Annotated in this window: 19 protein-coding genes; 7 read left to right on the top strand and 12 right to left on the bottom strand. The window is 48.0% G+C overall.

The window, feature by feature from the left end:
• The first annotated feature begins 118 nt into the window (after positions 1 to 118).
• Positions 119 to 1,666, top strand: coding sequence for an anthranilate synthase component I (gene trpE, locus NG796_RS13980; RefSeq protein ID WP_261207448.1), 1,548 nt, complete (start codon positions 119 to 121; stop codon positions 1,664 to 1,666).
• Positions 1,667 to 1,887: 221 nt separating this feature from the next.
• Here trpE and NG796_RS13975 read toward each other — a convergent pair whose 3' ends face one another.
• Together NG796_RS13975 and NG796_RS13970 are read right to left on the bottom strand one after the other, a co-directional pair.
• Entirely contained in the window at positions 1,888 to 3,939 is a 2,052-nt protein-coding gene (locus tag NG796_RS13975) for a DICT sensory domain-containing protein (RefSeq protein WP_261207445.1), read from the bottom strand.
• 757 nt (positions 3,940 to 4,696) lie between these two features.
• Positions 4,697 to 4,876: a ribbon-helix-helix domain-containing protein gene (locus tag NG796_RS13970; RefSeq protein ID WP_261201220.1), complete on the bottom strand. Its 180-nt coding sequence runs from the start codon at positions 4,874 to 4,876 to the stop codon at positions 4,697 to 4,699.
• Between the two features lie 380 nt (positions 4,877 to 5,256).
• Here NG796_RS13970 and NG796_RS13965 point away from each other — a divergent pair, with 380 nt between their 5' ends.
• Complete coding sequence (locus tag NG796_RS13965) at positions 5,257 to 6,423, top strand: hypothetical protein (protein WP_261207444.1); 1,167 nt, start codon at positions 5,257 to 5,259, stop codon at positions 6,421 to 6,423.
• 114 nt (positions 6,424 to 6,537) lie between these two features.
• Here NG796_RS13965 and NG796_RS13960 read toward each other — a convergent pair whose 3' ends face one another.
• The 3 genes from NG796_RS13960 to NG796_RS13950 all read right to left on the bottom strand — a co-directional run bounded on the left by NG796_RS13960 (position 6,538) and on the right by NG796_RS13950 (position 8,976).
• Entirely contained in the window at positions 6,538 to 7,215 is a 678-nt protein-coding gene (locus tag NG796_RS13960; RefSeq protein ID WP_261207447.1) for a HEAT repeat domain-containing protein, read from the bottom strand.
• A gap of 40 nt (positions 7,216 to 7,255) precedes the next feature.
• Entirely contained in the window at positions 7,256 to 7,426 is a 171-nt protein-coding gene (locus NG796_RS13955; protein ID WP_261207443.1) for a hypothetical protein, read from the bottom strand.
• A gap of 116 nt (positions 7,427 to 7,542) precedes the next feature.
• Positions 7,543 to 8,976: an MFS transporter gene (locus NG796_RS13950; RefSeq protein ID WP_261207442.1), complete on the bottom strand. Its 1,434-nt coding sequence runs from the start codon at positions 8,974 to 8,976 to the stop codon at positions 7,543 to 7,545.
• A gap of 198 nt (positions 8,977 to 9,174) precedes the next feature.
• Here NG796_RS13950 and NG796_RS13945 point away from each other — a divergent pair, with 198 nt between their 5' ends.
• The gene (locus tag NG796_RS13945) at positions 9,175 to 9,696 is read left to right on the top strand and encodes a phosphoribosyltransferase (protein ID WP_261207441.1); all 522 of its coding nucleotides are present in this window, start codon (positions 9,175 to 9,177) and stop codon (positions 9,694 to 9,696) included.
• Positions 9,697 to 9,814: 118 nt separating this feature from the next.
• Here the strand turns inward: NG796_RS13945 and NG796_RS13940 are convergent, their stop codons facing one another.
• The gene (locus NG796_RS13940; protein WP_261207439.1) at positions 9,815 to 10,786 is read right to left on the bottom strand and encodes an AEC family transporter; all 972 of its coding nucleotides are present in this window, start codon (positions 10,784 to 10,786) and stop codon (positions 9,815 to 9,817) included.
• Positions 10,787 to 11,261: 475 nt separating this feature from the next.
• Here NG796_RS13940 and NG796_RS13935 point away from each other — a divergent pair, with 475 nt between their 5' ends.
• From NG796_RS13935 to NG796_RS13925, 3 genes are all read left to right on the top strand, one after another.
• A complete protein-coding gene (locus NG796_RS13935) occupies positions 11,262 to 12,086 on the top strand; it encodes a D-alanyl-D-alanine carboxypeptidase family protein (RefSeq protein ID WP_261207438.1) in 825 nt (274 codons plus the stop codon).
• Between the two features lie 63 nt (positions 12,087 to 12,149).
• Entirely contained in the window at positions 12,150 to 12,857 is a 708-nt protein-coding gene (locus tag NG796_RS13930; RefSeq protein WP_261207437.1) for an ATP-dependent Zn protease, read from the top strand.
• Positions 12,858 to 12,971: 114 nt separating this feature from the next.
• Entirely contained in the window at positions 12,972 to 13,508 is a 537-nt protein-coding gene (locus tag NG796_RS13925) for a hypothetical protein (RefSeq protein WP_261207436.1), read from the top strand.
• Positions 13,509 to 13,602: 94 nt separating this feature from the next.
• Here NG796_RS13925 and NG796_RS13920 read toward each other — a convergent pair whose 3' ends face one another.
• The 5 genes from NG796_RS13920 to psbA all read right to left on the bottom strand — a co-directional run bounded on the left by NG796_RS13920 (position 13,603) and on the right by psbA (position 23,671).
• The gene (locus NG796_RS13920) at positions 13,603 to 15,618 is read right to left on the bottom strand and encodes a M48 family metallopeptidase (RefSeq protein ID WP_261207435.1); all 2,016 of its coding nucleotides are present in this window, start codon (positions 15,616 to 15,618) and stop codon (positions 13,603 to 13,605) included.
• A gap of 439 nt (positions 15,619 to 16,057) precedes the next feature.
• The gene (locus tag NG796_RS13915) at positions 16,058 to 16,930 is read right to left on the bottom strand and encodes an MBL fold metallo-hydrolase (protein ID WP_261207434.1); all 873 of its coding nucleotides are present in this window, start codon (positions 16,928 to 16,930) and stop codon (positions 16,058 to 16,060) included.
• A gap of 130 nt (positions 16,931 to 17,060) precedes the next feature.
• Complete coding sequence (aroC, locus tag NG796_RS13910; RefSeq protein WP_261207433.1) at positions 17,061 to 18,173, bottom strand: chorismate synthase; 1,113 nt, start codon at positions 18,171 to 18,173, stop codon at positions 17,061 to 17,063.
• Positions 18,174 to 18,394: 221 nt separating this feature from the next.
• On the bottom strand, positions 18,395 to 22,177 hold the full coding sequence (locus NG796_RS13905) for a PAS domain S-box protein (protein ID WP_261207432.1): 3,783 nt from the start codon (positions 22,175 to 22,177) through the stop codon (positions 18,395 to 18,397).
• A 411-nt stretch (positions 22,178 to 22,588) separates the two neighbouring features.
• Positions 22,589 to 23,671 (bottom strand): photosystem II q(b) protein, encoded by a 1,083-nt coding sequence (gene psbA / locus NG796_RS13900; protein ID WP_015149763.1) that lies wholly within the window; start codon positions 23,669 to 23,671, stop codon positions 22,589 to 22,591.
• A 147-nt stretch (positions 23,672 to 23,818) separates the two neighbouring features.
• Here psbA and cofG point away from each other — a divergent pair, with 147 nt between their 5' ends.
• Positions 23,819 to 24,778: a 7,8-didemethyl-8-hydroxy-5-deazariboflavin synthase subunit CofG gene (gene cofG / locus NG796_RS13895; protein ID WP_261207431.1), complete on the top strand. Its 960-nt coding sequence runs from the start codon at positions 23,819 to 23,821 to the stop codon at positions 24,776 to 24,778.
• A 355-nt stretch (positions 24,779 to 25,133) separates the two neighbouring features.
• Here the strand turns inward: cofG and cpdA are convergent, their stop codons facing one another.
• Complete coding sequence (gene cpdA, locus NG796_RS13890; protein ID WP_261207430.1) at positions 25,134 to 25,931, bottom strand: 3',5'-cyclic-AMP phosphodiesterase; 798 nt, start codon at positions 25,929 to 25,931, stop codon at positions 25,134 to 25,136.
• Positions 25,932 to 25,946 lie beyond the last annotated feature (15 nt).

The raw sequence follows: 25,946 nt of genomic DNA, 5'->3' as shown, positions 1-25,946 counted from the left end.
CCCCCCCCCCCCCCCCCTCCTCCCCCTCCCCCCCATCCTCCCCATCCCCCCCATCCTCCCCATCTCCCCCATCTCCCCCATCCCCCCATCCCCCATCCTCCGGCAACATCAAGACCCTATGATATTTCCAGATTTTTCTCAATTTACTGAACTCGCCAAACAAGGTAATTTTGTCCCCGTCTACCAAGAATGGGTTGCGGATCTGGATACCCCTGTCTCAGCATGGTACAAAGTCTGCGCAGGACAACCCTATAGCTTTTTGTTGGAATCGGTCGAAGGGGGCGAAAACTTAGCCCGGTATAGTTTTCTGGGCTGTGACCCCCTGTGGATTTTGGAAGCCAAAGATAACCAAACCATTCAGAAACATCGCACGGGAGTGGTGGATGTGTTTGAGGGGGATCCGTTTGAGGCATTGGAAAACTGCCTGAAGTTGATTCAACCTGTGAAATTACCCGAATTGCCGCCGGGAGTGGGGGGTTTATTTGGGTTTTGGGGATATGAATTGATTCGGTGGATGGAACCCCGGGTGCCGATCCATCCTGCAACAGAAACCGATGTGCCAGATGGATTATGGATGCAGGCGGATAGTTTGCTGGTATTTGACCAAGTGAAGCGGAAGATTTGGGCGATCGCCTACGCAGATTTACGAACGTTGGATCCGCGATCGGCTTATGACCAAGCTTGCGATCGCGTGCGGGGTTTAGTCAAGCAACTCCAAGAACCCCTATTAAAAAAAGACACCCTCTTGGAATGGACCCCACCCTCCAGACCCTCAGATTCGTCTCCACGGAAAGAGTTGCACTATACGAGCAATACTTCCCCGGAAAAATACTGCAAAAACGTATTAAAGGCAAAAGACTATATCAAGGCGGGGGATATCTTTCAAGTTGTCATTTCCCAGCGCTTATCAGCGGAATATGAGGGCGACCCCTTTTCCCTCTATCGGTCCCTCCGCCTCATCAATCCCTCGCCTTATATGGCTTATTTCAATTTCGATGACTGGCAAATTATCGGATCCAGTCCGGAAGTGATGGTCAAGGCAGAACTGACTCCAGAAGGGTCCAGATTAGCCACCGTGCGCCCGATCGCCGGAACCCGACTACGCGGACAAACCCCCCAAGAAGATGCCGCCTTAGCCGAAGATTTACTCAATGACCCGAAAGAAGTGGCCGAGCACGTCATGTTAGTCGATTTGGGCCGCAATGACCTCGGGCGAGTTTGTGTGAAAGGAAGCGTCAGGGTGGATGAATTAATGGTGATTGAGCGCTATTCCCATGTGATGCATATCGTCAGTAATGTGCGGGGAGAATTGGACCCGGAAAAAACAGCATGGGATTTATTAAAAGCCTGTTTCCCCGCAGGAACCGTCAGCGGTGCCCCAAAAATTCGGGCGATGCAGATTGTGCACGAGTTAGAAGGCTGTCGCCGGGGTCCTTATTCTGGGGTGTATGGGTATTACGATTTTGAGGGCCAGTTAAATAGTGCGATCGCCATCAGAACAATGGTGGTCCGCAGCAATGGCAATGGCAAACATACGGTTTCTGTCCAAGCCGGTGCGGGTCTGGTGGCTGATTCGGTCCCTGAAAGTGAATATCAAGAGACCCTGAATAAAGCCCGAGGGTTACTAGAGGCGATCGGCTGTTTGGGAGGCTCTTCAGAAGGGTAAAGCTTGAGGAGATGGGGAGGATGGGGGAGATAGGGGAGATTTCTGGTGACTCGGTAGAGCCTCCAGCTTGCGTGACGTGCTTAAGCCATGTTATAAGGACCCCATCTTCCCCAATCCTTCCCCAATCCTTCCCCAATCCTTCCCCAATCCTTCCCCTATCCTCCCTATCCTCCCTATCCTCCCTATCTCCCCCATCCTCCCCATCTCCCCCATCCCCCTATCTACCGGATCGGTGTCCTGCGATTGCGGGAACTCCCGGAGGACCGATCGCCTTTTGATGATTTGCTTTTGCTGCGGGGACTCGGATTGGGGATGACTTCAGCGGCGTTGTCTATAGCAATGGGGATGGTGAAATGAAACTGACTGCCGCAATCTTTTCCGCCGGATTTGGCCCAAATTTGCCCTCCCCACCCGGTGACGATTTGCCGACAGATGGCTAATCCTAGGCCGGTGCCTCCGGTGGAACGACGCAATGCACCTTCTTCTTGGTAAAAGCGATCGAAGACGGTTTCAAGCCGATCGCTGCTAATGCCTCGTCCTGTATCCACAACTTTGACTTCTACTTCGCGATCGCCTCGGAGTTGGGCCAAAATGGTCACTTTTCCCCCGGAAGGCGTAAATTTACACGCATTATCAATCAGTTTGGAGAGCACCTCCACTAACCACTCCCCATCGGCACGCACTAAGGGCAAATCCTCGGGCACTTCTAGGGTCAAGCTAGGTAAGGCTCCCGTTTCAGTGTTCGCCCGGGTGTGAACACTACTGATGGCTAAGGACAGGCATTCATGTAAAGGTAGGGCTTCTGTATTCCATTCCACTCGTCCGCTTTCTAGGCGAGAGAGGGTCAGAAAATCTTGCACCAGGGTCCGCATTCTTTCGGCATCGGCTAGGGCGGTACTGAGCATGACTTGCCGCAGTTCTGGGGGCATATCGGGGTCAGAGGCGAGACTTTCTAGGCAGACTTGTATGGTGGATAAGGGGGTGCGCAGTTCATGTCCGGTAATGGCAATCAAGTTGCTGCGGGTGCGATCGAGGGCGGCGAGTTGTTCGTTCAAGTCTTCTAAGTTGGCGTAAGCTTCCGCTTGCAGGGTGGCTACTCCCACTTGGGTGGCGATCGCCTCAACCATTGCCAGTTCCTCTGCATCCCACTGTCTTTCTTCTCGTCCACAGTGATGCAATTCCACCATTCCTACCAGTTGGTTTTGATAGAGCACGGGCACCATTAACCAGGATTCAATCTGCCACTCTTGGACTAAGGCGACCAATCGCGTGGATCCAGTAATTCGAGGGTCGGTGAGGTTCTCCACAATGACTCGTTCCCCAGAGGCAACGACTTCCTGAAATAGGGGATTCTCCTGCAAGGGCCAAACTTCTCCGGTGAGGGACTTGACCGATCGCCCTAAAAATTCATACGCGATCGCCGCTTCTGGATCGGTGGCTTTGCATCGATAAATTAAACACCGACAAACATCTAACGCTCCGCCGAGTTCTCGCACGGCGACTTGGAAAATATCCGCCGGATTCAGGGATTGACGAATGGCGGTGGTAATGGAGTTGACTAACCGTTCCCGACGCTCTTGGGCGGCGATCGAGCGATAGGTTTTAACTAATTTATGTTGACTCACCTGCAAGTACGTTACCAAGCGTTGCACAAAGGGTCCTGGGTCTACATCCTGGAATCTCGCTGCTGCTTCCAGGGCTTTGTCTGGTTCGCTCAGTCCATAGGTGGCGATCGCTTGTTCGATCTTCTCCTCCAAATCCGGTCGATATACCCGGACTCGCTCCAACAATAACCGCGCCACGGTACAAGAAACCTGCCGATCAAAGGTCCAAATTCCCTCAAACCGTCTCGATTGATCCATCGATGGCAGATCCGATGCCTTCACCGGGGCTACCTCTTTTTCCCGACAAACCAAACAAGTGGAATAGTTCGGCGCAAGCACTACCAAGTGCCACTCTTTCGCTAATCCATCATCCGGTTCAAAGGCGATCGCCTCCTGGATCTGTGAACTATTTTGAAATTCCGTTTCCGGTGAGGCAAGTACATACACTTGATCAGTCTTGGTCCCGATCCGTCGATATCGGTGCGCCTCCTGACGATAAAATCGCTCTCGTTGGAAGCAGGCAATTACCAAAGCTTGCTCGGCCCCCGCCAGGACTTGATCTTCCATCGCATGGGACAGTGCGGTTAAAGAAGACTTGAAATAAATTTGAGTTCTCAGCAGGGGCAAGGCGTGCAGCAACTCTTCCAGCACCGAAGTAGGAATGCTCATTTATCTTGTCTTTATTTCCAGTGTAGGCAACAACGATTTGTAATCTGCACGGCAATGTTCAGGCGGTCCCGGTATTGCCGAAAGTGTAATGTTCTCCCTATAACCACGTTATCGCACCATGCGCCGACTCCTGCCAAACTGCTGCGAGATTCCCCAAAAAAAACACTGTATTTCAGATTATTGATTGAAAATTAAGAATTCACGTCCCTCAATTAGGTATAAATTCTCATTAATTTTCTCTCATCTCCCCCGAATTTAACCCAGAAAACCCGTCTAAACCCTTAACAAACTCAAGAGTAATGATTTCATATCTGCTTGGGTTTATAGTAATGACTTCAAGTTGTTTTTTTCTTAAATAGCCCGTTTAAATCAATTCAAAAATTATTAAAAATTTAGTGTAAATATTGGCTTTTTCAGGAGTTAAAAAAGAGAAAGCAGCACTTTTCAAAACTGAATTGTATGATAGAAATCATTAAATTCAGGCTTGATATTAATTATTAATATTTTACCCAAAATTTCAACCCTTAAGTTTTACCAAAATGCCAAGCTATTTTTTATTTAATAAATCCATTTAATTCGCTCAGACAATTAAGAAACGTAAACGGAAAACTAATGCAGACTCCCCCCATGATTCGAGGGAAAGTCAGAACGGGAGCGCCCTACTTTTAAACCCGATCGCGACTGGCTCATCAACCGCAACCGTGCAGGATTGAATCATCGTAATTCAATGTAATCCAATCCTGGCTCTGAATTGTTGCTAATTTTTAGCGGGGGATGAGGGGGGCGGCGGAATTTTCCCATCGTTATTGGCTCCTTCTACAGCTTTCTCAATAATAAATGCAGCTAAGTTAGCCACAGGCCGTCCTTGACTGTCAGCCCAGCGTTCGAGGGCATCATAGACGGCATCGGGAAGGGTTACATGGACTCGTTTACTCACGGGTTTGTCTCGATGTCAACAGTTTTTATGATACATCCTTGGAGCTACGATGGACGTTAGTTTGACAAATAGGGAACCAATCTGCTTCGGTAAGGTACCCAGTTGTGATAAACTAGCCATTAAGGAAAAACCGCGTTCTGTCTTGCCGGACAGAACGCGGAAATGTTAAGCCTAACCGCTTACTCAAGCCACGGATAGGGGATCAAAATCATTTGAAACTCTCAGGTCTAACGACACTGAGGTTCTTAACGCACAAGGACCATTCTCGTAAGCACAAGAATAGTTAAGGACAGTTAAGGACAATCCAGAACCGTTAAGGACTATCTAAGGACAACCCAGAACCGTTAAGGACTATTAAACTTAAACTATTAAGGTCAATTATGGCACAGACGACGGAAGGTATCAACCCATCTCCCTTAGATTATGGAAATTTACCCGCCAATGTAGTAGAAGAGGCGGAGGCGGTTGTGTCCCGGATCCGCGATCGCATCAAAACCGGGACGATTCAGCAGATTGAGAACGGCTGTGACTTGCTGGAAACGAAGCAACGATTAGGAAAAGTCTTATTTAAAGTCTGGGTCGATCGCTATTTTGACGGGTCGGAATATCTCGCCGGAAATTTAATCAAGGTGGCGGAACTGGTGCAGCGGATTCCCCACCGGATTGACCAAATGGCGGGATGGAGTATTTCTGCATTAGCGGCCCTCAGTGGCGGGTCCGATCGCCTCGCGGAAAAGATTTTAACCTCCGGCGATCGCCCCAGTGCCACGATGATTAGACAACGGGTGCGCACGGAACGCACCGGCAAACCGGCGATCGCTCGCAAACCATCCCCTAGAAGGTTTAGCCAAGAAGAGGTAGACCGAAAAATCGCGGAGGCGATCGCCAAAAAGGACCAAGAACTGGCAACCTTGCGAATTCAGTTAGAGAAAGAACTCCAGGACCGAATACAGGCCGAATTTCGCAAGGCGCGGGATGAGGGATTGTTGGCGGCGAAAACGGAAGTCGCCGCAGCGCAGCAAGTGCGCGAAGAACTCCTGGCGAAAAATGTTGAACTTGCCGCTGAATTGCAACAAAAACAGGCCGAACTAGACGGGATTGCTCAGTTGCATCAGGAGAATCAACTTAAGGATGAACGGATTGCGGATTTAGAGGCGGCATTGGAACGCTCTAAACAAGAAAGCTGGGAAAATACGTTTAATGAGGAAGCCGCCAAAGTGGTGAATGCAGACTTAGAAAAAGCCTATCAACCTTTGGTGGAAAAGTTGGACCGGATGACTCAAAAGGTGGCCCAACAAGAAGAGGAACTCCAGCGCTATCGTCAGGGGGAACCGAAGGTGCAGGCAGAGGAATCGGAAGTGGGTCAAGAAACCTGGGCGATCGCTTCCGATTTTGGTCAGTTAGCGGAAACCCTAGATTTGCCCGGATGGAGTGGACGCGGTTACCGCGCTTCCGATGGAATGCTTTACACCAATTTAGTCTCGGCTATCTCTCATTTTATTCAGGATTTTCAAGGGGATTCTTCCTCTAATTCTCGCCATTTTTAAGGGATTAGTTGTGGGTGGGAGCATCTTTCTCTACTTGAGCAGTAGGGAGCAAGATGCTCCCACTTCTCAATTCTAGGGTCCGAGTGCTAGAAAACCCAGGATTATCGCCCCTCATCAAAGAGCCGTGGCATCAGCGAGTCGTTTCAGAGAGAGGGTTGCGGCTTCAGAGACTTGAGGATTACTATCTTTTGCCATGTATTTGAGGGCGGAGATGCTTTGTTCACTGGGAAGATGTCCCAAAGCTTCGGCGAGGCGTTGACGCACCAGCCAATCCTTGGACTGGACGAACCGCAACAGGCGCTCAACGGCTTCAATACATTTAATTTCCCCAAGGGCGGCGATCGCCGCTTGTTGCAAAACGATTTCATCGCTATCCAAGGCACTGAGCAACACATCCTGGGCACGCAGGTCCTTGAGATTTCCGAGGGAGACTGCGGCACTGAAGCGAACCAGCCAATCGGTATCCTCATAGAAGGCACGAACCAGAGGTTCAAAGGCTCTTTCGTCTTCGAGATATCCCAATGCCCCTGCTGCACCGGCCCGAATGCTGTAATCCGATTCGCTTTCGAGGATTTTGACCAGAATGGGAAAGGATTGGGCGGTGACTTTAATGCCTAAAGCAAAAACGGCCATCGATCGCACTTGGAGGTTCTCATCATTGAGGAGTTTTTCGATATAGGGGAAGGCAACCGCAGCGGGGACGTTCCGCAAGGAAGCCAAGCCTACCATGCGATCGCCGGAATTTTCACTGTCTAGCTTGACGGCTATTTCTTCTAAACTTAACAGGGACATAGATTCAGGAAATTTACATAACTTTACATTCACTTTTTTATTATAGAGCGAGGACCGAAGGAACGGGAGAAAATCGGCCCTCTTCAGGGAGGGATTTCCGAACTGGCGATCGCCAAGTGTGGGGGGACCGGGGAAAACTGAGTTGATGCTTTGACAATCGCTGGAAATTCGCACTGGAGGAAAGGGCCATAAAACTCAGTCGCCGTCCCATTGATTAGATCTCTTGCAAAATTCTTTAAAGCCCCCCTTCTTAAAGAGGGGTTGGGGGGATCAATCTTTTTTTTGCAACAGGTCTATTGAATAGGGGAGCGATCGCCTCCGGATGGTTTAGTCTGCACCCTTGACCGAAGCCTGTTGCTTCCGTTCATAAAGCTGCAATAAAATCGCTGCATGAACTTCCCGGGTGAGGGGATAATAATAAGCCAAAATTAAACCCCCGATTAAAAACAGGGTTGGTAGAGGCCCGATCGCCATTCGGATGGCGAACAAAGCTGAGTTCGGTTGCTCGGGAATTGTGGTACTTCCAGCGGATTCTATGAAGCCCGACCATTGGAGAGTTTGTCCTACAAAGAAAATCCCCAAACCTAATCCCAGCTTTTGTAAAAAGACCATAAACGAATAGAAGATTCCTTCCCGACGTTGGCCGGTATTTAATTCATCTAAATCAATCACATCGGTGAGCATGGACCAAGGAACGAGATAAGCCGTTGCTACGCCTATACCGGCTAGAACGGCCAAGAAGAACATTAAATCCATGCGATCGCGCGGTAAAAAGAACAGTCCACCTTGAGCAATAATCCAAAACCCCATGCCCATAAAGTAAACCGCTTTCCGCCCCAAAGATTTGCTAATCGCACTCCAGACAAATAGCATAATAATCGCCACCACTTGCACAATTAAAGCCACCTCAAAGAATGAATCTCGCCGCATCCAACTCACGACAAAATAGGGAATAATTGTGGTGGTTAATTGCAGAGCTAACCAGGAAAAAAGATAAATCCCACTCACATACTGAAAGGGACGATTGCTCAAGGCAATTTTGAACTGAGCAATCAGGGATAAATTTGTGGGGTCTGCTTGGGTTTGATACCGTTCTCGGGTTCCGAAGACGCACCAATAGAGGGGAAATACCGATAGAATCGCACAAATGCCGCCTAGGGCGACATACATCTGTTTAAGGTCAGGCATCAATTGAGTCAAGACCACACCTAAAATGAGAGCTAAGATACTCCCACCAATGGAGAAGGCAAACCGAAAGCTGTTGAGACTGGTGCGCTCGTTGTAATCCTGAGTGAGTTCTGGCGTAAGGGCTGTATAAGGGAGATTAACTGCGGTATAAGCGGTTTGGAAAAAGATACTCACCACGATGTAATAGACGAACAGCCCCCACTGATTCACCTGGGGGTCTGAACTGAAGTGAGGGACTAACCAATGTAGGAAAAAAGACAGACCAAACGGGAGGGAACCAAAGAGCATCCACGATCGCCTCCGTCCCCAGCGAGACCGGGTGCGATCGCTCAACATCCCGATCATCGGGTCATTGATGGCATCCCACACCTTACCAATCATCAGGACTGTTCCTGCCAATCCGGGGTCTAAACCCGCTACCTCCGTTAAAAATATCAGGAGGCTAAACGAGATTAAAATGGTGGTGATCCCAGCCCCCATATCTCCAGCCCCATAAGCCAGTTTTGTGGAGAGGCTAAGTTTTTCGGACTGGGATGGGTCGGAAGCTGGATCGGAAGGAGACGAGTGATTCATGAACTTTGGTTTTTCCAGGGAAAGAGCGTGGCGGGATACCGCCATTGCTGGAGGAGGACAACAAGCGCCTGTGACGATACAAATTTCAGGGGCGCTTTTCTGTATTGTGGCATACGATATAGCCCGTAAATTCTATGCTATCGTGATCTATTACCTTTATTCGTGATTTCTGTTGCTACTGTTGGAAAAATTGCCCTCATGCGTGACCTTTATATTAGTTGGTCCGAGTACCACCAAAAAATAGAGCAGCTTGCGGTCCAAATTTATCAGTCAAATTGGCACTTTGACCAGATCGTTTGCATTGCCAAAGGGGGATTGCGGGTGGGAGATATCCTCGCCCGGATTTACGATCGCCCTTTAGGAATTTTATCGACCGCTTCTTATGGCGGTGCGAACGGTCAACACCGAGGCTCCTTGAAGATTTCCCGCCACTTAACGGCGATCGGCGATACCCTCGGCCCTCATGTTTTATTGGTAGATGACCTGGTAGATACGGGAATTTCTCTCCAAGAAACTCAACATTGGCTGAATTCCCATTATGAAAATCAGATCCAGGAGATCCGCACCGCCGTCCTCTGGTATAAAGCTTGTTCAGCGATTCAACCGAATTATTATGTGGATTATCTGACGGATAATCCCTGGATTCATCAACCGTTTGAAGGGTATGAACAAATCACCCCGGAGCAACTCGCTCAACGTTATCAAACCGTGGCAAGTTAATCATCTCTAATCACAAATATAGGGCGGAAATTTCCCAGGAATTCGGCTGAGGTATTCCTTTGAATTCTAGGGGTAATTCCTGTTTTTAGCTCTCCAGTTACGGAGGATTTGTTTTAGCTTAAACCGGGGGAATTCCAAACATTAAAACCCAAATGGGGAGGGTGACTAATAAACAAATAGAACCGAGTCCCAAGGCAGTGACGGCTAAATCGCGATCGAGATTGTAGGTTTCCGCCAGGACTAGAGTGGCAAAGGCTGGAGGCATTGCCGTTTGTAGCACTAGAATTAGCAATGCAGGGCGATCGAGTTCCCAGAACGATAGGATGATGCCCAGGAATAAGGGTACAATTAGCATTTTAATAACCAGACTGACCGAGGCGGGTTTGAGACTACTCCAGGAGTGTAATTGGCTCAGTCTCATGCCACAAAGAATCAGAGACAAGGCGATCGCACTCCAGGCAAACCGTTGTAAACTATTTTCTAATAGGGGGGGGAGGGGAATATCTCTCACCAATAACCCCAACCCTAAACTCCAGAGGGTAGGATTGTAGAGGATAGCATGGATAAACTGTTGGTAACTTTTCGACCCCTCACCAAACCGCGCCGCTAATACGGCACCTAAGCCATAAGCACCGATTACTGTACCTAACAAATCATAAAATAGTGCCCAGGCAAAATATTGTTCTCCTACTAATGCCAAAGCAACCGGATAGCCAATAAAGCCTGTATTACCCACCATTGTCGAAAGGACAAAACTGCCTTGGGTGGGGAGATGGAACCATTGGGATGATTCCTCCACCGCTAGGGAAGCAGAACCGGGATGGGTTTTAGCCCTCAGCCAGATCCAGCTCAGTCCGACTCCCAGTAGAATTGCCACCCAGGCGATCGCTGGGGCTAACCAGATGGAACCCGACAAATCCGATCGGCGCACGAAGGCAATCACCCCAATGGGAACGCCAATCCAAAACAAAAATTTACCGATATAGACGGGGATTTTAGGAGGCAACAGCCGACCTAAAATAAATCCCAATAACGCTAATCCCCCGAGTTGGAGGTAAAGTTTTAGGAGGTGAATTCCCAGGAGGAGCATAATAATTTAAGGGAGGATTAGTTTTCATTGAGTTGGAGGGTTATTCCCTCATTCAAACGAGTGTTTTAACTGCGTCTCAATGGGCGGGATAACAGTGCCGTAGCACGTTCCAATTCAAACGCGGCTGACCCACTCTCAACGGTGAAATCAAGAGCTAATCATGCAGCAATTTGGGATTAATATTGCCATAGAACCAAGGGGGATGTCCGTAACACTGGACGCTAAACAGGGGGATTTTGCTCAGGGGTCCCTGGTCCCTGGTCCCTTGAAAAATGACATCATGAGAAACAAGCAGCGACAAATGGTCCTTTGTCGGTCCCGATCTCCAAGGATTCGGTAGAATGCTTTTTTAACCCTGTAGGGGAGAGGGAAGCTCAACCCATGAAGGATCATGTCCACCGATCCCTCACCGCTTCCACAGCCGTTCATTATCATAGTTTAGGCAATCCGAGTCAATCTGTTAGGAGTCGAGTCATTGAATAAGGCAACTGTGTCGGGACAAGCGTCGAAAACCTCGACATTTATGGGGGAGGACATTCCTCAAGCGGTTAGAGATACCTCTGAGAAAGTCTCTACGGTTCAGGAGTCCAAATCAGTCAAATGGATTGTAATTGCCGTGATTGCCGGGACAGTTGCCCTCATTGCAGGGGTCCTTGTGGCATGGCAGGGGGGAATGTTGGGACTCCTGAATAACTCGGAGGTTGCTCAAACTGAGCAAACTGACTCCCCGGACCCGAATGCTACTGTGGACTCCAACGCCCCTAAAACCGAGACGTTACTAGGTCACTTTCCCTATAAAGAAGCCCCTCTCGAAGACCTTCAGCCGATTTCCAATGATGGGAGACTGCTCATGCGTCAAGCTGCGGCGAGAGCGTTTTTGGATATGAAAGAGGCGGCCCAATTGCAAGGGGTCTATCTAGTGCCGATTTCCGGATTTCGCAGCGAGGAAGACCAGAAATATCTCTTTTTTGAGGTGAAAGCGCAACGGGGACAGGTTACCACGGAACGGGCAGAAGTTAGCGCCCCTCCCGGGTACAGCGAACATCATACCGGCTATGCGGTTGATATTGGCGATGCCAATGTTCCGGCGACGGATTTGAGTCCGAGCTTTGAAAATACCCCCGCTTTCCAATGGATGAAAGAGAATGCGGCCTATTATAGTTTTGAGATATCCTTTCCCAAAGGAAATACTCAAGGGGTGAGTTATGAACCCTGGCATTGGAGATTTGTCGGCGATCGCGACAGTCTGGAAACCTTTTATAAAGCCCGAACCCAGGAAGTCGAAGAGACTCAACCCTAACGAACTTTTCCGTTGCTTTCATCCTCCTGAACCGTTGGTCCTCCCAATTTTGACCCCTAAATCATGAGTCAAACCGCGCTTAATCTGGTTGCAATTTCGGTTTTTTTGATGACCCTTTCCGTATTGCTCGGACCTATCTTAGAGCTATCTCCCCTAATTGGTGCGATCGCCACCGCCAGTCTCTTAGGATTTTTTACCCTAGATACCCTCGGTTGGCAAGGCAAAGGCGCGAACCTCATTGTTGATGTCTTTGCCGGAATGTCTGGAGACCATCGATCGCGCGTTGTGCGTCATGAAGCCGGTCATTTTTTAGTCGCCTACTTATTAGAAATTCCCATCACCAGCTATGCCTTAAATGCCTGGGAAGCCTTTAAACAAGGCCAATCTGCTGGCGGTGGGGTACAATTTGACGATCAAGAACTCCTCACCGAACTCCAAAAAGGCAGTCTCTCGGCCCAATTATTTGACCGTTACTGCATCGTCTGGATGGCAGGGATTGCCGCTGAAACCTTAACCGGCGATCGGGCCGAAGGCGGTGCAGAAGATAGAACCAAATTAAAAGCAATTTTGGCCCAAAACCGCAAATCTGCGATCGATGCTCAACTCAAAGAACGGTGGGCCATTTTGCAAGCAAAAACGCTCATAGAATCTCATTTAGATGCCTATCAAGCTTTAGTCACTGCAATGGAACAGCGACTACCCGTGAGTGAGTGTTATCAAATTTTATCCAGTCGAATTCCCATCAAGACTGAATCTAATAAAATAGTTTGATTCTAATTAACACGCATAAAAAATATCTATCAATCTGCTAGTATTTGTTGAGAAAGAGTTTCCAGCTTGGAACACCTATTGCTCGGCACAACCTTGACCATTTGAGGCAAAACCATGAAGAAATTTTGGAAAATTAGAACCTTACTAAACCCAGTGACACTGACTTCTGCACTGATGGCGATCGCGCCTTTGGGATTGGCTCAAGATTTTCCAATTACCAGTATATTTAGCATGGGTGTCGGGAGTGAATATCACGGCGGTTCTGCCGAGTTAATTGTCCCGGATACGGATACAAGCACTCCAGCCTATGGCAATGATAGCCGCTTGCGTCGATATGAACTCCACGTTGCCAAAATGTTTGAAGTGACCATCTGGGAGTGTAGAGGGTCGCGGGAAGGGTTCATGTTTTGGCAATACAAAGCAGGAAATGGTTCCCTAGATATGGGAGGATTTGAAATTACTTGTGCTTTGGCAGACGATATTCGGCAAGCTTACGGTTTGGGTAGAGCAGAACCTACAACAATTACCCGATTGGGACCTCGTTTAACGGGTAGAGTGACTAACACTGTACAAGTGCCAATTTTAAAAATAGAAGGAAATAAAATCGACAGTTGGCTAAATTTTGTAGAACGTTTTCAACCCGTTCCTTAATTTATAGCAATTCTCCCCATTGACTATAAACTTTCAGTTTCTTGATTCGTAGTAACGACTTCAATCGTTACTACGAATAGTGCAACATTTATCCTTATTCCTCGCCTGATTCTTCCTGATTATCAGAGTTTAACTCTTCCTCTTCCGGGTTTGCTTCATCCTCGTCAACGTTTAACTCTTCCTCTTCCCCTTCCGGGTTTGCTTCATCTTCATCAGAGTTTAACTCTTCCTCTTCCTCTTCCGGGTTTGCTTCATCCTCGTCAGAGTTTAACTCTTCCTCTTCAGTGTCTTCAGCTTCTTCAATTTCAGCCTCCTCCAATTCAATATCTAGCTTAACTAAATCTTCCTTGGACAGTTCTTCTCGGAGCAATTCTGCCACACGCTGACGCATTTCTTGATGTCGTTCTACCCCTTCATAAGCAAACCGATTATAACCTCCCCGTTCAATGAGGGTTTCGAGATCGCTAATTCGTTCTTTTGTCGGGGGGTGAGAAGACATGAATTTCCAAAAGGAACTTCCTTCTCCATATTGTTCCTTAAGTTTCACCATGAGATTGCGCAATCCATCGGCAGAATAACCGGCAGAAGTGAGTAATCTAGTCCCGAGTACGTCGGCTTGTTGTTCCATATCTCGGCTATAATCAAGCACTAAGAGATTGGCTAATGTGCCTCCAAAGGGGACATATCGTGCCATGTTGCTGATTAAATTGCCATGAGTGACCATTTGAAAGCCGTGAGATAGGACGGCATGAGCGAGTTCATGGGTGATTAATCCGGCTAATTCGGCTTCAGTATCACTGTGGAGAATGGCCCCGGCATTGACGAAAATTTTACCTCCCGGGAGGGCAAAAGCGTTGAGGTTTTTGTCTTTAATGACATAAAACTCATATTCAAAATCATCTCGTCCCGAGAGTTTAGAGAGTCTTTCTCCTAGTTCTTGAATGTAGGCGACAACTTCTTCATCCTCGACCATTTCTAACTGTTCGACGGCTTGATTGGCGATACTTCTGCCGATCGCCGATTCTCCTCGGGCTAACATGACTAAGGTTTCCACCGCAGACAATGCACCGAGTGGATTGCCGGTTAAGGCAACCCCGATCGCCCCGGTGACAACGTTACCGATCGCATTTCCCGCAATCTGTTTCCGAATGTATCCGCGAAATTTCCCGAAGTTATCTTCGGCTAAAGTGGCAAATTCTTCAGCATCAGGATGATCAGGGTTGAGAAGGGCAAATTGACGGGCGGCGATCGATGCTTCTAACCATTGTTCTGTTGCTGCGAGGGCAGCAATTTTCACCCGCAATAATTCGGGATTATTAGGATAAAACGTGGTTGCTCTTTCTAAGACTTCAACTGTTTTTTCCGGTTGTTCATAAGTGGTATAAGCTTCCGCGAGTAATAAATGTCCCGGTAGAAATTCCGGTGAAGCTTCAACAAGGAATTCTAGGGGAACAAAAATCCGCGATTCGAGTTTATTTTCCCATCCCGCTTGTGCTTCCCGCCAGTACACCCGGGAGGCGGGGGAGAGTTGTTCGGGATCCGTCAGGGGTTCGGGGAGAGTGGAAATTGCCGCTTGCTTCCCATCAGCAGAAAAGGGCGGTTTCACCTCCTGATAAATTGCCTCTGCTGCGGCAATATCCCCGGCGACATAGAGGCGATCAGCTTCTGTCAAGCGTTCTAAATGGCGGCGTCTTTCTGCTTGTTTTGCCGCTTCTTCTGGATCTAGCTTATATTCTTCTTCTGATGTCTCTTCTCCCTCATCTGAGGTTTCCTCATTAGGAGATTCGGGGTCCTCTTCCTCCGGTGGCAACTCCTCCGCTTCGTCAGTGGTTTCGGTATTAGGAGATTCCGGGTCCTCTTCCTCCGGTGGCAACTCCTCCGCCTCGTTAGTGGTTTCCTCGGTAGGGGATTCCAGGTCCTCTTCCGCTAGTGGGGGTTCCTCTGATGCGGTTTCAGGGTTCGGTTCGTTGGCAGGTAAGGTGGGTCGAGTTTCGGTGTTCCCCTGCGCTAATTGGGAAGGGGATGGAATGGGTAACTCCGCAAGTGCAGGTGTTGCAATGGGGACTACCAAGCTAAGGGTAACGAGCCAGGAATTCCAGATGAGTTTCATCTTAGCAACCTATGGTGGATTTTGAGGGAAGACTGTTGGAGGAAGGGTCGAGTTTCGCTCTGATACTGTTCCTATTGTAGAGATAAAATTTAGGAACGGGTACAAGGGTTATCAGTTTATTTTAAATTGCCTGAATTGAAACGAGAAATTAAGGGGAATAAAAAATAGATGAAACTCGATCTAATACGGAATTTGGTTGTGACAAGTCTATAAAAACTAGCCCTGAAATTTGTGTATTTGTAGGGTCGCAATGCTCGAAGCCCCATCCAATGTCGTTTAATAGTATTAAAAAAACTATAAAAACTGGCACTTTTCTAATAAAATTCCCTCGCTTAAGATAGAGAGGGAATTGTTGTCTAAATGCCCAATATGTGTTGTGAAGGAGGTCAGTGAGATTAGAGAAAAATCCCCTGGCTCATCTTCTAGCTAATGGGGGATTTTACACAGCAGCAAGAACCGATTCAAACACATCTAAAACCAACCCTTCCCGAGCGAGAACGGAGTTCGGAAATGCTGCTTTAACATCTCCATCTAATTTATCCAAAAATTCATCATTGTGAGTGGGGTCGTGATGGAAAATTACCAGTTTTTTCACCCCAGCGGCTTTGGCAACTTTGACGGCTTCCTGCCAGGTGGAATGTCCCCAACCATGTTTGGGGGATTTAGGATTATTATATTCATCATCACTGTACATCGCATCGTAAATTAATAAGTCTGCATTGCGTGCCATGTGGAGAACGGTTTCATCCATGCGATCGGGAAAATGTTCGGTATCCGTACAGTAAAATACCGTATGACCTTTATAGGTGACCCGATAGCCCATTGCACTATTGGGATGATTTAAGGGTCCGGTTTCAAAGTAGATATCATCCACATGAAAGGGTTCACCACAAACCATTTCTGAAAATTTCAAATTCGCCTGCATTCCTTCTAGGGGAACGGGGGAATTGGGATGGAGAATTCTTTCGACAAAATGCTGTTCCATTGATTCGGCATCTAGGGGAACCGATCCATGAATATGCAGGCTATTTCCGCGAATAAAGGCGGGAGTAAAAAAGGGAAAGCCCTGGATATGATCCCAGTGGTAGTGGGTGAAAAACATATAAGCTTCGATGGGCATTTCTTTTTGCAAGGTTTGTCCTAGAACTTGCAATCCTGTACCCGCATCAAAAATTAGGCGTTTTCCACCAATTCGCATTTCTACACAGGAGGTATTACCGCCATAGCGAACAGTGTCCTTTCCGGGGGTCGGAATACTGCCTCGAACGCCCCAGAATTGGACAACAAACTCAGAGGAAGGGTTCGTTTCCATACAGGCTCTTACGGTTTTGTATTTGAATAAGTGGAACTAACTTAACTGTGTCAACGATGGGACCGGGGAAACGGATGACGATCGCCCGATACCTCGATGTCTGAATCTAACCCGTTAATGAGGGCAAATATTACCCTGCTTGACCCAGTTTGGGTCTAAATGTGCCAGTTTGACCCTGATGGCGTAAAAGATGGTCACAAAGCACTAAAGCCATCATTGCTTCTACCATTGGGACGGCTCTGGGTAATACACAGGGGTCATGCCGTCCTTTAGCTGCTAAGATGGTTTCTTCGCCTAAGCTGTTTACGGTGCGCTGTTCTTTGCGAATTGTAGCAGTTGGTTTAAAGGCAACTCGAATAATAATATTTTCTCCGTTGGAAATTCCCCCTTGAATTCCGCCAGAACGATTGGTGCGGGTGCGAATTTCTCCCTGATCGTCGGTATAAAATTCGTCATTATGCTCGCTGCCTGTCATCAGGGTCCCGGCAAATCCGGACCCGATTTCAAATCCTTTACTGGCAGGCAGAGACATGACCCCTTTGGCAAGATCCGCTTCGAGTTTGTCAAATACGGGCATTCCCAACCCTTTGGGAACGTGACGCGCGACGCATTCGACGACGCCGCCGGTAGAATCCCCTTCCCTGCCAATGCGTTCGATGAGTTCAATCATGCGATCGGCACATTCTGAATCAGGACAACGGACGATATTGCTCTCCACTTGGTCTAGGGTAACTTGGTTGGGGTCGATGACGCCTTCTAAGTCTTTGATGCGCTTCACATAGCCGACAATTTCCACTCCGGCGACTTGGTGGAGGATTTTTTTGGCGATCGCACCGGCGGCAACTCTACCAATCGTCTCCCGCGCAGATGATCGCCCTCCCCCTTGCCAGTTCCGGATCCCATATTTGGCATCATAGGTGGCATCGGCATGAGAGGGACGGTAGGTATCCGTCATTTCGTTATAATCCTGGGACCGCACATCCTTGTTTCGCACCAAGATACTAATCGGTGTCCCTAAAGTTTTCCCCTCAAACACCCCAGAGACGATTTCGCAGGTGTCTAATTCTTTGCGCGGTGTGGTAATTTTACTCTGTCCCGGTCTTCTCCGGTCTAGTTCAACTTGAATTTCTGCTTCGCTAATATCGAGTTGGGGTGGGCATCCATCAATAACGACCCCTACACCCCCACCGTGGGATTCTCCAAATGTGGTGACTCGAAACAGATGCCCGAAAGTGTTTCCCATGATTGATGCTCAAACGGCGTTAGAACTTGTATTTTATCCGAAACTGCACCGTTTCGTCATCCCCACTGGCCCCCTGATCGGGATTCAGTACGGCGAATTAGGCTGAATTTAGCGCAATTCCCTGCACTCCAGGATGTTGGCAAGCGCTGAGTACCGACTTGTGTCTGACTAGGGCAAAAGGCGCTATGATTTTCAATCGTCCCGAACTGCGAGATCCGGTTTTATTCTCCCGATGGGTTTCCCCGATTCTGGTTCTGTTCCAGGGGAATTTCAATAATAAACTCGGTGCCTTTTCCGACTTCTGAAATACAGTCCATTGTCCCCCCGTGCTTCTCAACGATAATTTCATAGCTAATGGCTAATCCTAATCCGGTGCCTTTGCCAATGGGTTTGGTGGTATAAAAAGGGTCAAAAATTTTGCTAATTGCCTCGGGTTTCATGCCGATTCCATTATCAGCGATCGCAATTTGGACCCGGTTTCCCTCAACCTGAGTAGTGGTAATCCGAATTAACGGGTCTGGCAATTGTTCCATCGGTTGAATGGGAGCATCTGTCTCATTCTTCACCCCGTCATCCCCTTTCATTTCTACGGCATCGATCGCATTCCCCAAAACATTCATAAATACCTGATTAATCTGCCCTACATAACAGGTAATTTCTGGAATGGGTCCGTATTCCTTAATCACCTGGATCGACGGGCGATCGCTCTTGCCTTTCAGCCGATTTTGTAAAATCATCAAGGTACTATCAATATTTTCATGCAAATCCACGGCTTTCATGTCGGATTCATCTAACCGCGAAAAAGTCCGCAGAGATTTAACAATATCTCGAATGCGATTCGCCCCCAATTGCATAGAGGCGAGGATTTGGGGAAAATCTTCCACTAAATAATCCAAATCTATTCTTTCGATTTCTTCTTCAATTTCTTCATTTGGCTGGGGATAATGGGTTCGATAGAGTTCTACCAGCTTTAACAAATCTTGCATATAATCATCCGCATGGGTGAGATTTCCATAGATAAAATTCACTGGATTATTAATTTCATGAGCAACCCCGGCCACCAGTTGGCCTAATGATGACATTTTTTCGGTCTGAATTAATTGGCTTTGGGTGCGTTGGAGTTCCTGTAGAGTTTTTTGTAATTCGTGGCTTTTCCCTTCGGCAATTTGGGCCGATAGCCGAGCTTGAGTATAAAGTTCCGCCTGATTAATGGCGATCGCCAGTTGGTCACAGACGGCTGCTAACAGTTCCATATCCTCCGGCTTCCAAACTCTAGTGCCGGTGTGACAAGCACAGGAAATAACGCCAATTTTTCCCGATTCTGTTTCCATCGGCATTGCCAACATGGCCCGATATCCTAGGTTACTTAAAAACTCCTGAAAGATAGGATCACTCACTCCATGAATATCATCAAATTTGAGAGTTTCTCGGGTTAAAAGTAAATTGACCATTGGTCCGACTTGTTCAACATTATAACAGCCAATTAGGTTAATTAATCCAGGATTTCTAGCTTCGGTAACCACTTCCCAAACCGATTCTTTTTCATGGTTTAGATACCAGGCGAAGTGACAGCGGTCAATCTCCATTACCTGTTGGAGTTCCTGAACGACACTATCGAGAATGGTATCCAATTCTAAAGAATTTCTAATTTGGGTGGCAATCCGATTGAGTAATGCTTCCCGTTGAGCTAATTCGCGATATTGAGCTTCACTGTGTTGCAATGCGAGTTCAGCTTGTTTGCGAACACTAATATCAATGGTGGTGGCAATAATCCGATCAATACGATTTTCACTATCTTGCAAGGGACTCAGAGTCATCAGCCACCAAGTCTCGATTCCATCATCGGCCACAAAATACTCCTCAAAAGAGAGGGTTTTCCTCAACTGGACGCACTGAAGATAACGAGGATGCCAAAGGTCTAGCATCTCTGGGGACAAGACTTCACCCAAGGTTTTTCCAAGCATTTTTTCTACTGGAATTTGAGAAGTTTGGGCCATTTTTGGATTAATCCCACCAAAGCGAAATTCCCGTTCCTCTACAACTTCTACCATAAAAATACTGTAATCGACTCCTTCCCAGATCGCGCGCAAAAACTGCTCTCGTTCTTGTAACTCCTGCTCAATTTTTTTGCGGCTGGTAATGTCCAAAACAGTCCCAAATAGTCGAACCACTTTCCCTTGAGAATTATGCTCGACTTTGCCTTTGGCATGAACGTAGCGCAGAGACCCAGAACGGTGAAAAATTCGATGTTCTAGCTCATAAGGAATTCCCAAAGTGATTGCTGTTTCTACCCGATTTTTGAGGGCTTCGGCATCTTGCGGATCCAGTTTTTTGAAAACTTCGGGCAAGGGAGGCGCTTCCTGTTCCGGGTCAAAATCGTAAATCCGAAATAGTTCTTTAGACCAAATTGTCTTACTTGTAGCTACGTCAAATTCCCAGTTTCCCACATGAGCGATTTGTTGAGCTTCTTCTAATAATCGTTGGCTTTGTTGGAGACTGATTTGCGCTTGCTTGCGCTCCCTAATATCCTCAAAAACTGCCAGAAAATATTGGGGTTCACCCAAAGTATTCCTAATCATAGAAGCGGTCATATTCACCCACACGAGGGATCCATTTTTATGCAGATACCGCTTTTCTAAGGTAACCGTATTGATGGCTGGGTCGTACAATTGGGCTTGGGCTTCTACATCCAAACTCGCATCATCAACATAGGTAATATCTTGATAAGTGAGATTAGACAACTCTTCGCGACTGTATCCCAAGATATCCGAGAATTTTTGATTAACCTCTAGCCAATTTCCGTCTAATCCCACATGAGCAATCCCGACTGCCGCTTGCTCAAAAGCCGCCCGGAATTTGGCTTCACTTTCGCGTAATAAGGCTTCGGCTTCAATGCGATCGCTGATATCCGTAAAGGTACAGACTGCGGCATACAGTTCGGTTTCATTGGGGCGAAACAACGTTTGGGTATTGACCAAAATCCAGGTTAAACTCCCATCAGGTTTATGAATTCCCATGATGCGATCGCGGAAAGCCTCCCCAGTCCGTAAAGTAACCGCAAGGGGATAGTCTTCTGGGAGAAATGGCGAACCATCTTCTCTGACTGCCCGCCAGCGCGGATCGAGGGCGGTCCATCCCATCATCTGTTCCAGGCTCAAGCCGAGAATTCGTCTAGCACTTTGATTGTAAGTATAAATAATTCCATTGGTATCTTGCATGACTACGCCTTCACTCATCGCACTTAGTACGGAACGATACCGGCCCTCGCTCTCTTGTACAGAGGTCAATAAGTGTTGTCGTTCCTCCTCCATCTGTTTGTGAGCGCTGATGTCCCGGGCTACTGCATAGATCACATCCCCTTGTATAGTAGAGGAAGTCCAAGCCATCCATTTATAGGAACCATCTTGGCAACGATAGCGATTTTCAAAATAAATGCTGTTTTTGCTTTCGGAGAGTTTCTCGACTTCTGCTAGGGTTGAGGCGACATCATCGGGATGTATTAACTCTAAAAATGAAATAGAGAGCAATTCCTCCATGCTATATCCTAATGTGGTTTCCCACATCGGATTTAATTGCTTAAAATAACCATCAGTCCCCGCAATACAGAGTAAATCCAGGGATAAATTGAACCATTGTGCGATCGCGCTGTCCAAATTTTCCGGGGGGCGACGTTGATTGATGGTTCCTTCAATCCGAATCGGCGTCCCCTCATCATCGGCGATTGCCCAAAATTTACTGGACAGGTCCCGGTGTTGCCCATCAATCCCGACAATGGAATAGTGTACTTCCACCGTCTCGGTTTCCCAAATTTGCACTAAAGCATTTCCGACCTGCGATCGCCATTGCGGTGCAATTCCCTGAGTCCAAAACTCTGGCTGATTCTCAAACCCCGCCACTGTTCCCCCAAACAGTTCGGCTGCCGCCCGGTTCAAATAATCCAGGCGATCGCCCCCGGCATTAATGAATACAATTCCCTCTTGAACTTCATCGAAAATCCGACTCATGCAACACACTCCCTCACCAGGCTTTGACGTTTCTCTAACTCTTCATCTTGTGAACACTCCCCTGATTTCCTGAGCAGGTTCCGGCCCCTTTTTTTAACAAGAACTCCCGCAAATGACAGGAAGTCCTCCCATACCTAGGGACAGTACAGGAACGGCTCATCTCTCTTGACTTCCGGTGATGCGTCAGTATAACAACCTCTGAATCATTCCTGTAAGGGTGATGCCCTAAAATCGCCCTCCATTTTCAGCAACTCCGCCGATCACCGGCGATCGCACCCCTCTACTTCCCTCAATATAAACCGCCCTCATTATTTTTAGCCAATAAAAAAGCGCCCCTGTATAGGGACGCTTTTTATGTTACAGACTGACTATATGTCGCGTATAGAGTCCGTCTGAATCTTCAGTTAAAACTTAACCGTTGATCGAAGGAGCAGTCAAAGCAACCGGAGTTGCTTCACCAGCAGCCAAATCAAGGGGGAAGTTGTGAGCATTACGCTCGTGCATCACTTCCATACCCAGGTTAGCGCGGTTGATCACATCAGCCCAGGTATTCACAACACGACCCGTCGAGTCAATGATGGACTGGTTGAAGTTAAATCCGTTCAAGTTGAAAGCCATCGTGGACACACCCAAAGCGGTGAACCAGATCCCCACAACCGGCCAAGCAGCTAAGAAAAAGTGCAAAGAACGGCTGTTGTTGAACGAAGCATATTGGAAGATTAAACGACCAAAGTAACCGTGAGCGGCGACAATGTTGTAGGTTTCTTCTTCTTGACCGAACTTGTAACCGTAGTTTTGAGATTCGGTTTCAGAGGTCTCACGAACTAAGCTGGAGGTCACCAAAGATCCGTGCATAGCACTGAACAAGGAACCACCGAACACACCGGCAACACCCAACATATGGAAGGGGTGCATCAGGATATTGTGCTCAGCTTGGAACACTAACATGAAGTTAAAGGTTCCAGAGATACCCAAAGGCATACCATCAGAGAAAGAACCTTGACCGATGGGGTAGATCAAGAACACGGCGCTTGCTGCTGCAACAGGTGCAGAGTAAGCAACGCAGATCCAAGGACGCATCCCTAAGCGGTAAGAGAGTTCCCACTCACGACCCATGTAGCAGAAGATGCCGATGAGGAAGTGGAAAATCACGAGCTGGTAAGGGCCACCATTATAGAGCCACTCATCCAAGCTGGCTGCTTCCCAGATGGGGTAGAAGTGAAGACCGATTGCGTTAGAGGAAGGAACAACCGCACCAGAGATGATGTTGTTTCCGTACAGCAAAGAACCGGCAACAGGTTCGCGGATTCCATCGATGTCCACGGGGGGAGCGGCGATGAAGGCGATGATGTAGCAAACGGTAGCGCTTAAGAGGGTGGGGATCATCAACACACCGAACCAGCCAATGTAGAGGCGGTTTTCGGTAGAAGCGACCCACTCGCAGAAGCGGTCCCACAGATTGGCGCTCTCGCGCTGCTGTAAGGTTGTCGTCATGTTTTTATGATTGCTATTGGTTTGTCGAGGTAGTCGGTAGAGGTTTCTCTACCTTGCTTACTACCTTACACAACTTGTTAAGCTTTGTAAAGGGTTTTCATAAAAATTTTTCCTGATTATTGCTATTAAGTTTTCTTATCATTTGCTATGCTGACTGCTTCTGCCTCCCGCCTGATCACCTACAGTCCCGCCTACACCTTGGTTCCAACCTACGAATGCTTTAACCGCTGTGGCTATTGCAACTTTCGCAAAGACCCGGGAAAAAGCCCCTGGTTAGAATTACCCGAGGCGGAACGAATCCTGAAATCTCTGATGGGGACTGGGATTAAGGAAATTTTAATCCTCAGCGGCGAAGTGCATCCGAATTCTGAGAAACGTTCCGACTGGTGCGATCGCCTTTATGAGTTAGGGGAATTGGCCCTGGGACTGGGATTTCTGCCCCATACCAATGCCGGTCCTCTCAGTTTTGAGGAAATGGCAAAGCTGAAAACCGTTAATGTTTCGATGGGATTAATGGTGGAACAGGTGACCCCGAGTTTAGGGGAAACCGTACATCGTCATGCACCCAGCAAAGTGCCATCGGTGCGACTGCAACAATTAACATGGGCCGGAGAACTGAAAATTCCCTTTACGACGGGGTTATTACTGGGAATTGGCGAGACCCCAGCCGATCGCGAAGCTACCTTAGTGGCGATCGCGCAGATTCACCAGCGCTGGGGCCATATCCAAGAAGTGATTATCCAACCCTATCGCCTGGGAACGCACCAAAGCGGGGAGGCCCCCGGATTCGACTTGAGGGAATTACCCGCAGAGGTTGCTAGAGCTAGAGCGATTTTACCCGAGGCAGTCGCCTTGCAAGTCCCGCCCAATTTAATTGAGGAACCGGAGATTTTATTAGCTTGCTTAGAGGCGGGATGCCGAGATTTAGGCGGAATCGGACCCACGGATGAAGTCAATCCGGACTATCCCCATCTCCAGGTTGACCGACTTAAAGGCATCTTAGAACCGGCGGGTTGGGAATTAGTCGAGCGATCGCCAGTTTATCCCCAATATCATGCTGGGTTAAGTCCCAGATTGCGATCGCACCTGATTCAGGCTGGATATTAGACTTTAATTTTTGTACCTTCCAGGGGATTTGCCTCACATTTAACTCTACCTCCGGTCCCCTCCCCTTACCAAGGGGAGGGTTAGGGTGGGGTCCTCCTGACGTGGCGCAAGCCACGTCAGGAAGAATGAGTTGATAGAGAGTCCTTCTGATATAGCTTTGCCAGGTCCCGAAGAAAGAGGTTTCCCCAGCCTCCATATAGGCGCGGTAAGCGGAGCTATCCCGTAGGGAATCGCCTCCTTATGAGTGCATGAAGTGGCGATCGCACCCGAAGAACCCCACCCTAACCCTCCCCAAGACACAGGGGAGGGGACCGGAGGTGCTGTTAATCTCAGCTAAATCACCATGAGCGGTTTATTAATATCCCAGGGCAGTTAAATCGGGTTGGGCTGCGATCGCAACTCGTTCCACCTTCGTTTCCCAAGTGCCATCGGGATAGAGATTAAACAATCTAAACCCCGGTGCTGCATCATCCAAGGCAAACTCAATACTTTTCGGCTGAAACTGGACACAAGTCGAAGGGGTGGCAAAATAAGCCACATTTTCCCGATAAAACAGTAAATTTTGGTGAACATGACCGCAAGCCACCAATTTCACATTCCGATAACGGTCTAAAATGGCAAAAAATGCCTCCGCATTTTCCAGCTTAATTTGGTCTAACCATTCGGAGTTAACGGGAAACGGAGGATGATGGAGAGCAATGAAAGTTGGCTGGTTTCCAGCTTTATATAATTCCCAGTCCAACCACTCCAAACTCGTCCTTGAGAGTCGTCCCCCATCGGTCCCTGGGATCTGAGAGTTGAGCAAGACAAAGCGCCAATTGCCCATTTCAAAGGATTTGTCTGCACAAAAAGGAGACTCGGTTAAAACTGACTCCATCACGGCGAGATTGTCATGATTGCCGGGAACCCAGTAGGTGGGAACTTGCAACGGACGGATTAAATCCCGGAGAACTTGATAAGATTCTGGGGTTTCATCTTGAGAAAGGTCCCCGGTGAGTAAGAGGAGATCCCGAGCATAATTGAGGGAGAGCAATCCCCTTAAAACGGCTTCAAAGGATGACAGGGTGGGGACCCCAAGCAATTTGCGATCGGGGCGGGCAAATAAATGAAGATCCGTAATTTGAGCTAATCGCAAGGGAGAGGCTGGGATCATTGCTAGGCAAACAAA

Source organism: Laspinema sp. D2d (assembly GCF_025370755.1).
In the GTDB taxonomy this organism is placed as follows: Bacteria; Cyanobacteriota; Cyanobacteriia; order Cyanobacteriales; family Laspinemataceae; genus Laspinema.
Note: the sequence above shows the minus strand (reverse complement) of the source record. Positions and strands in the feature narration are given on the sequence as shown.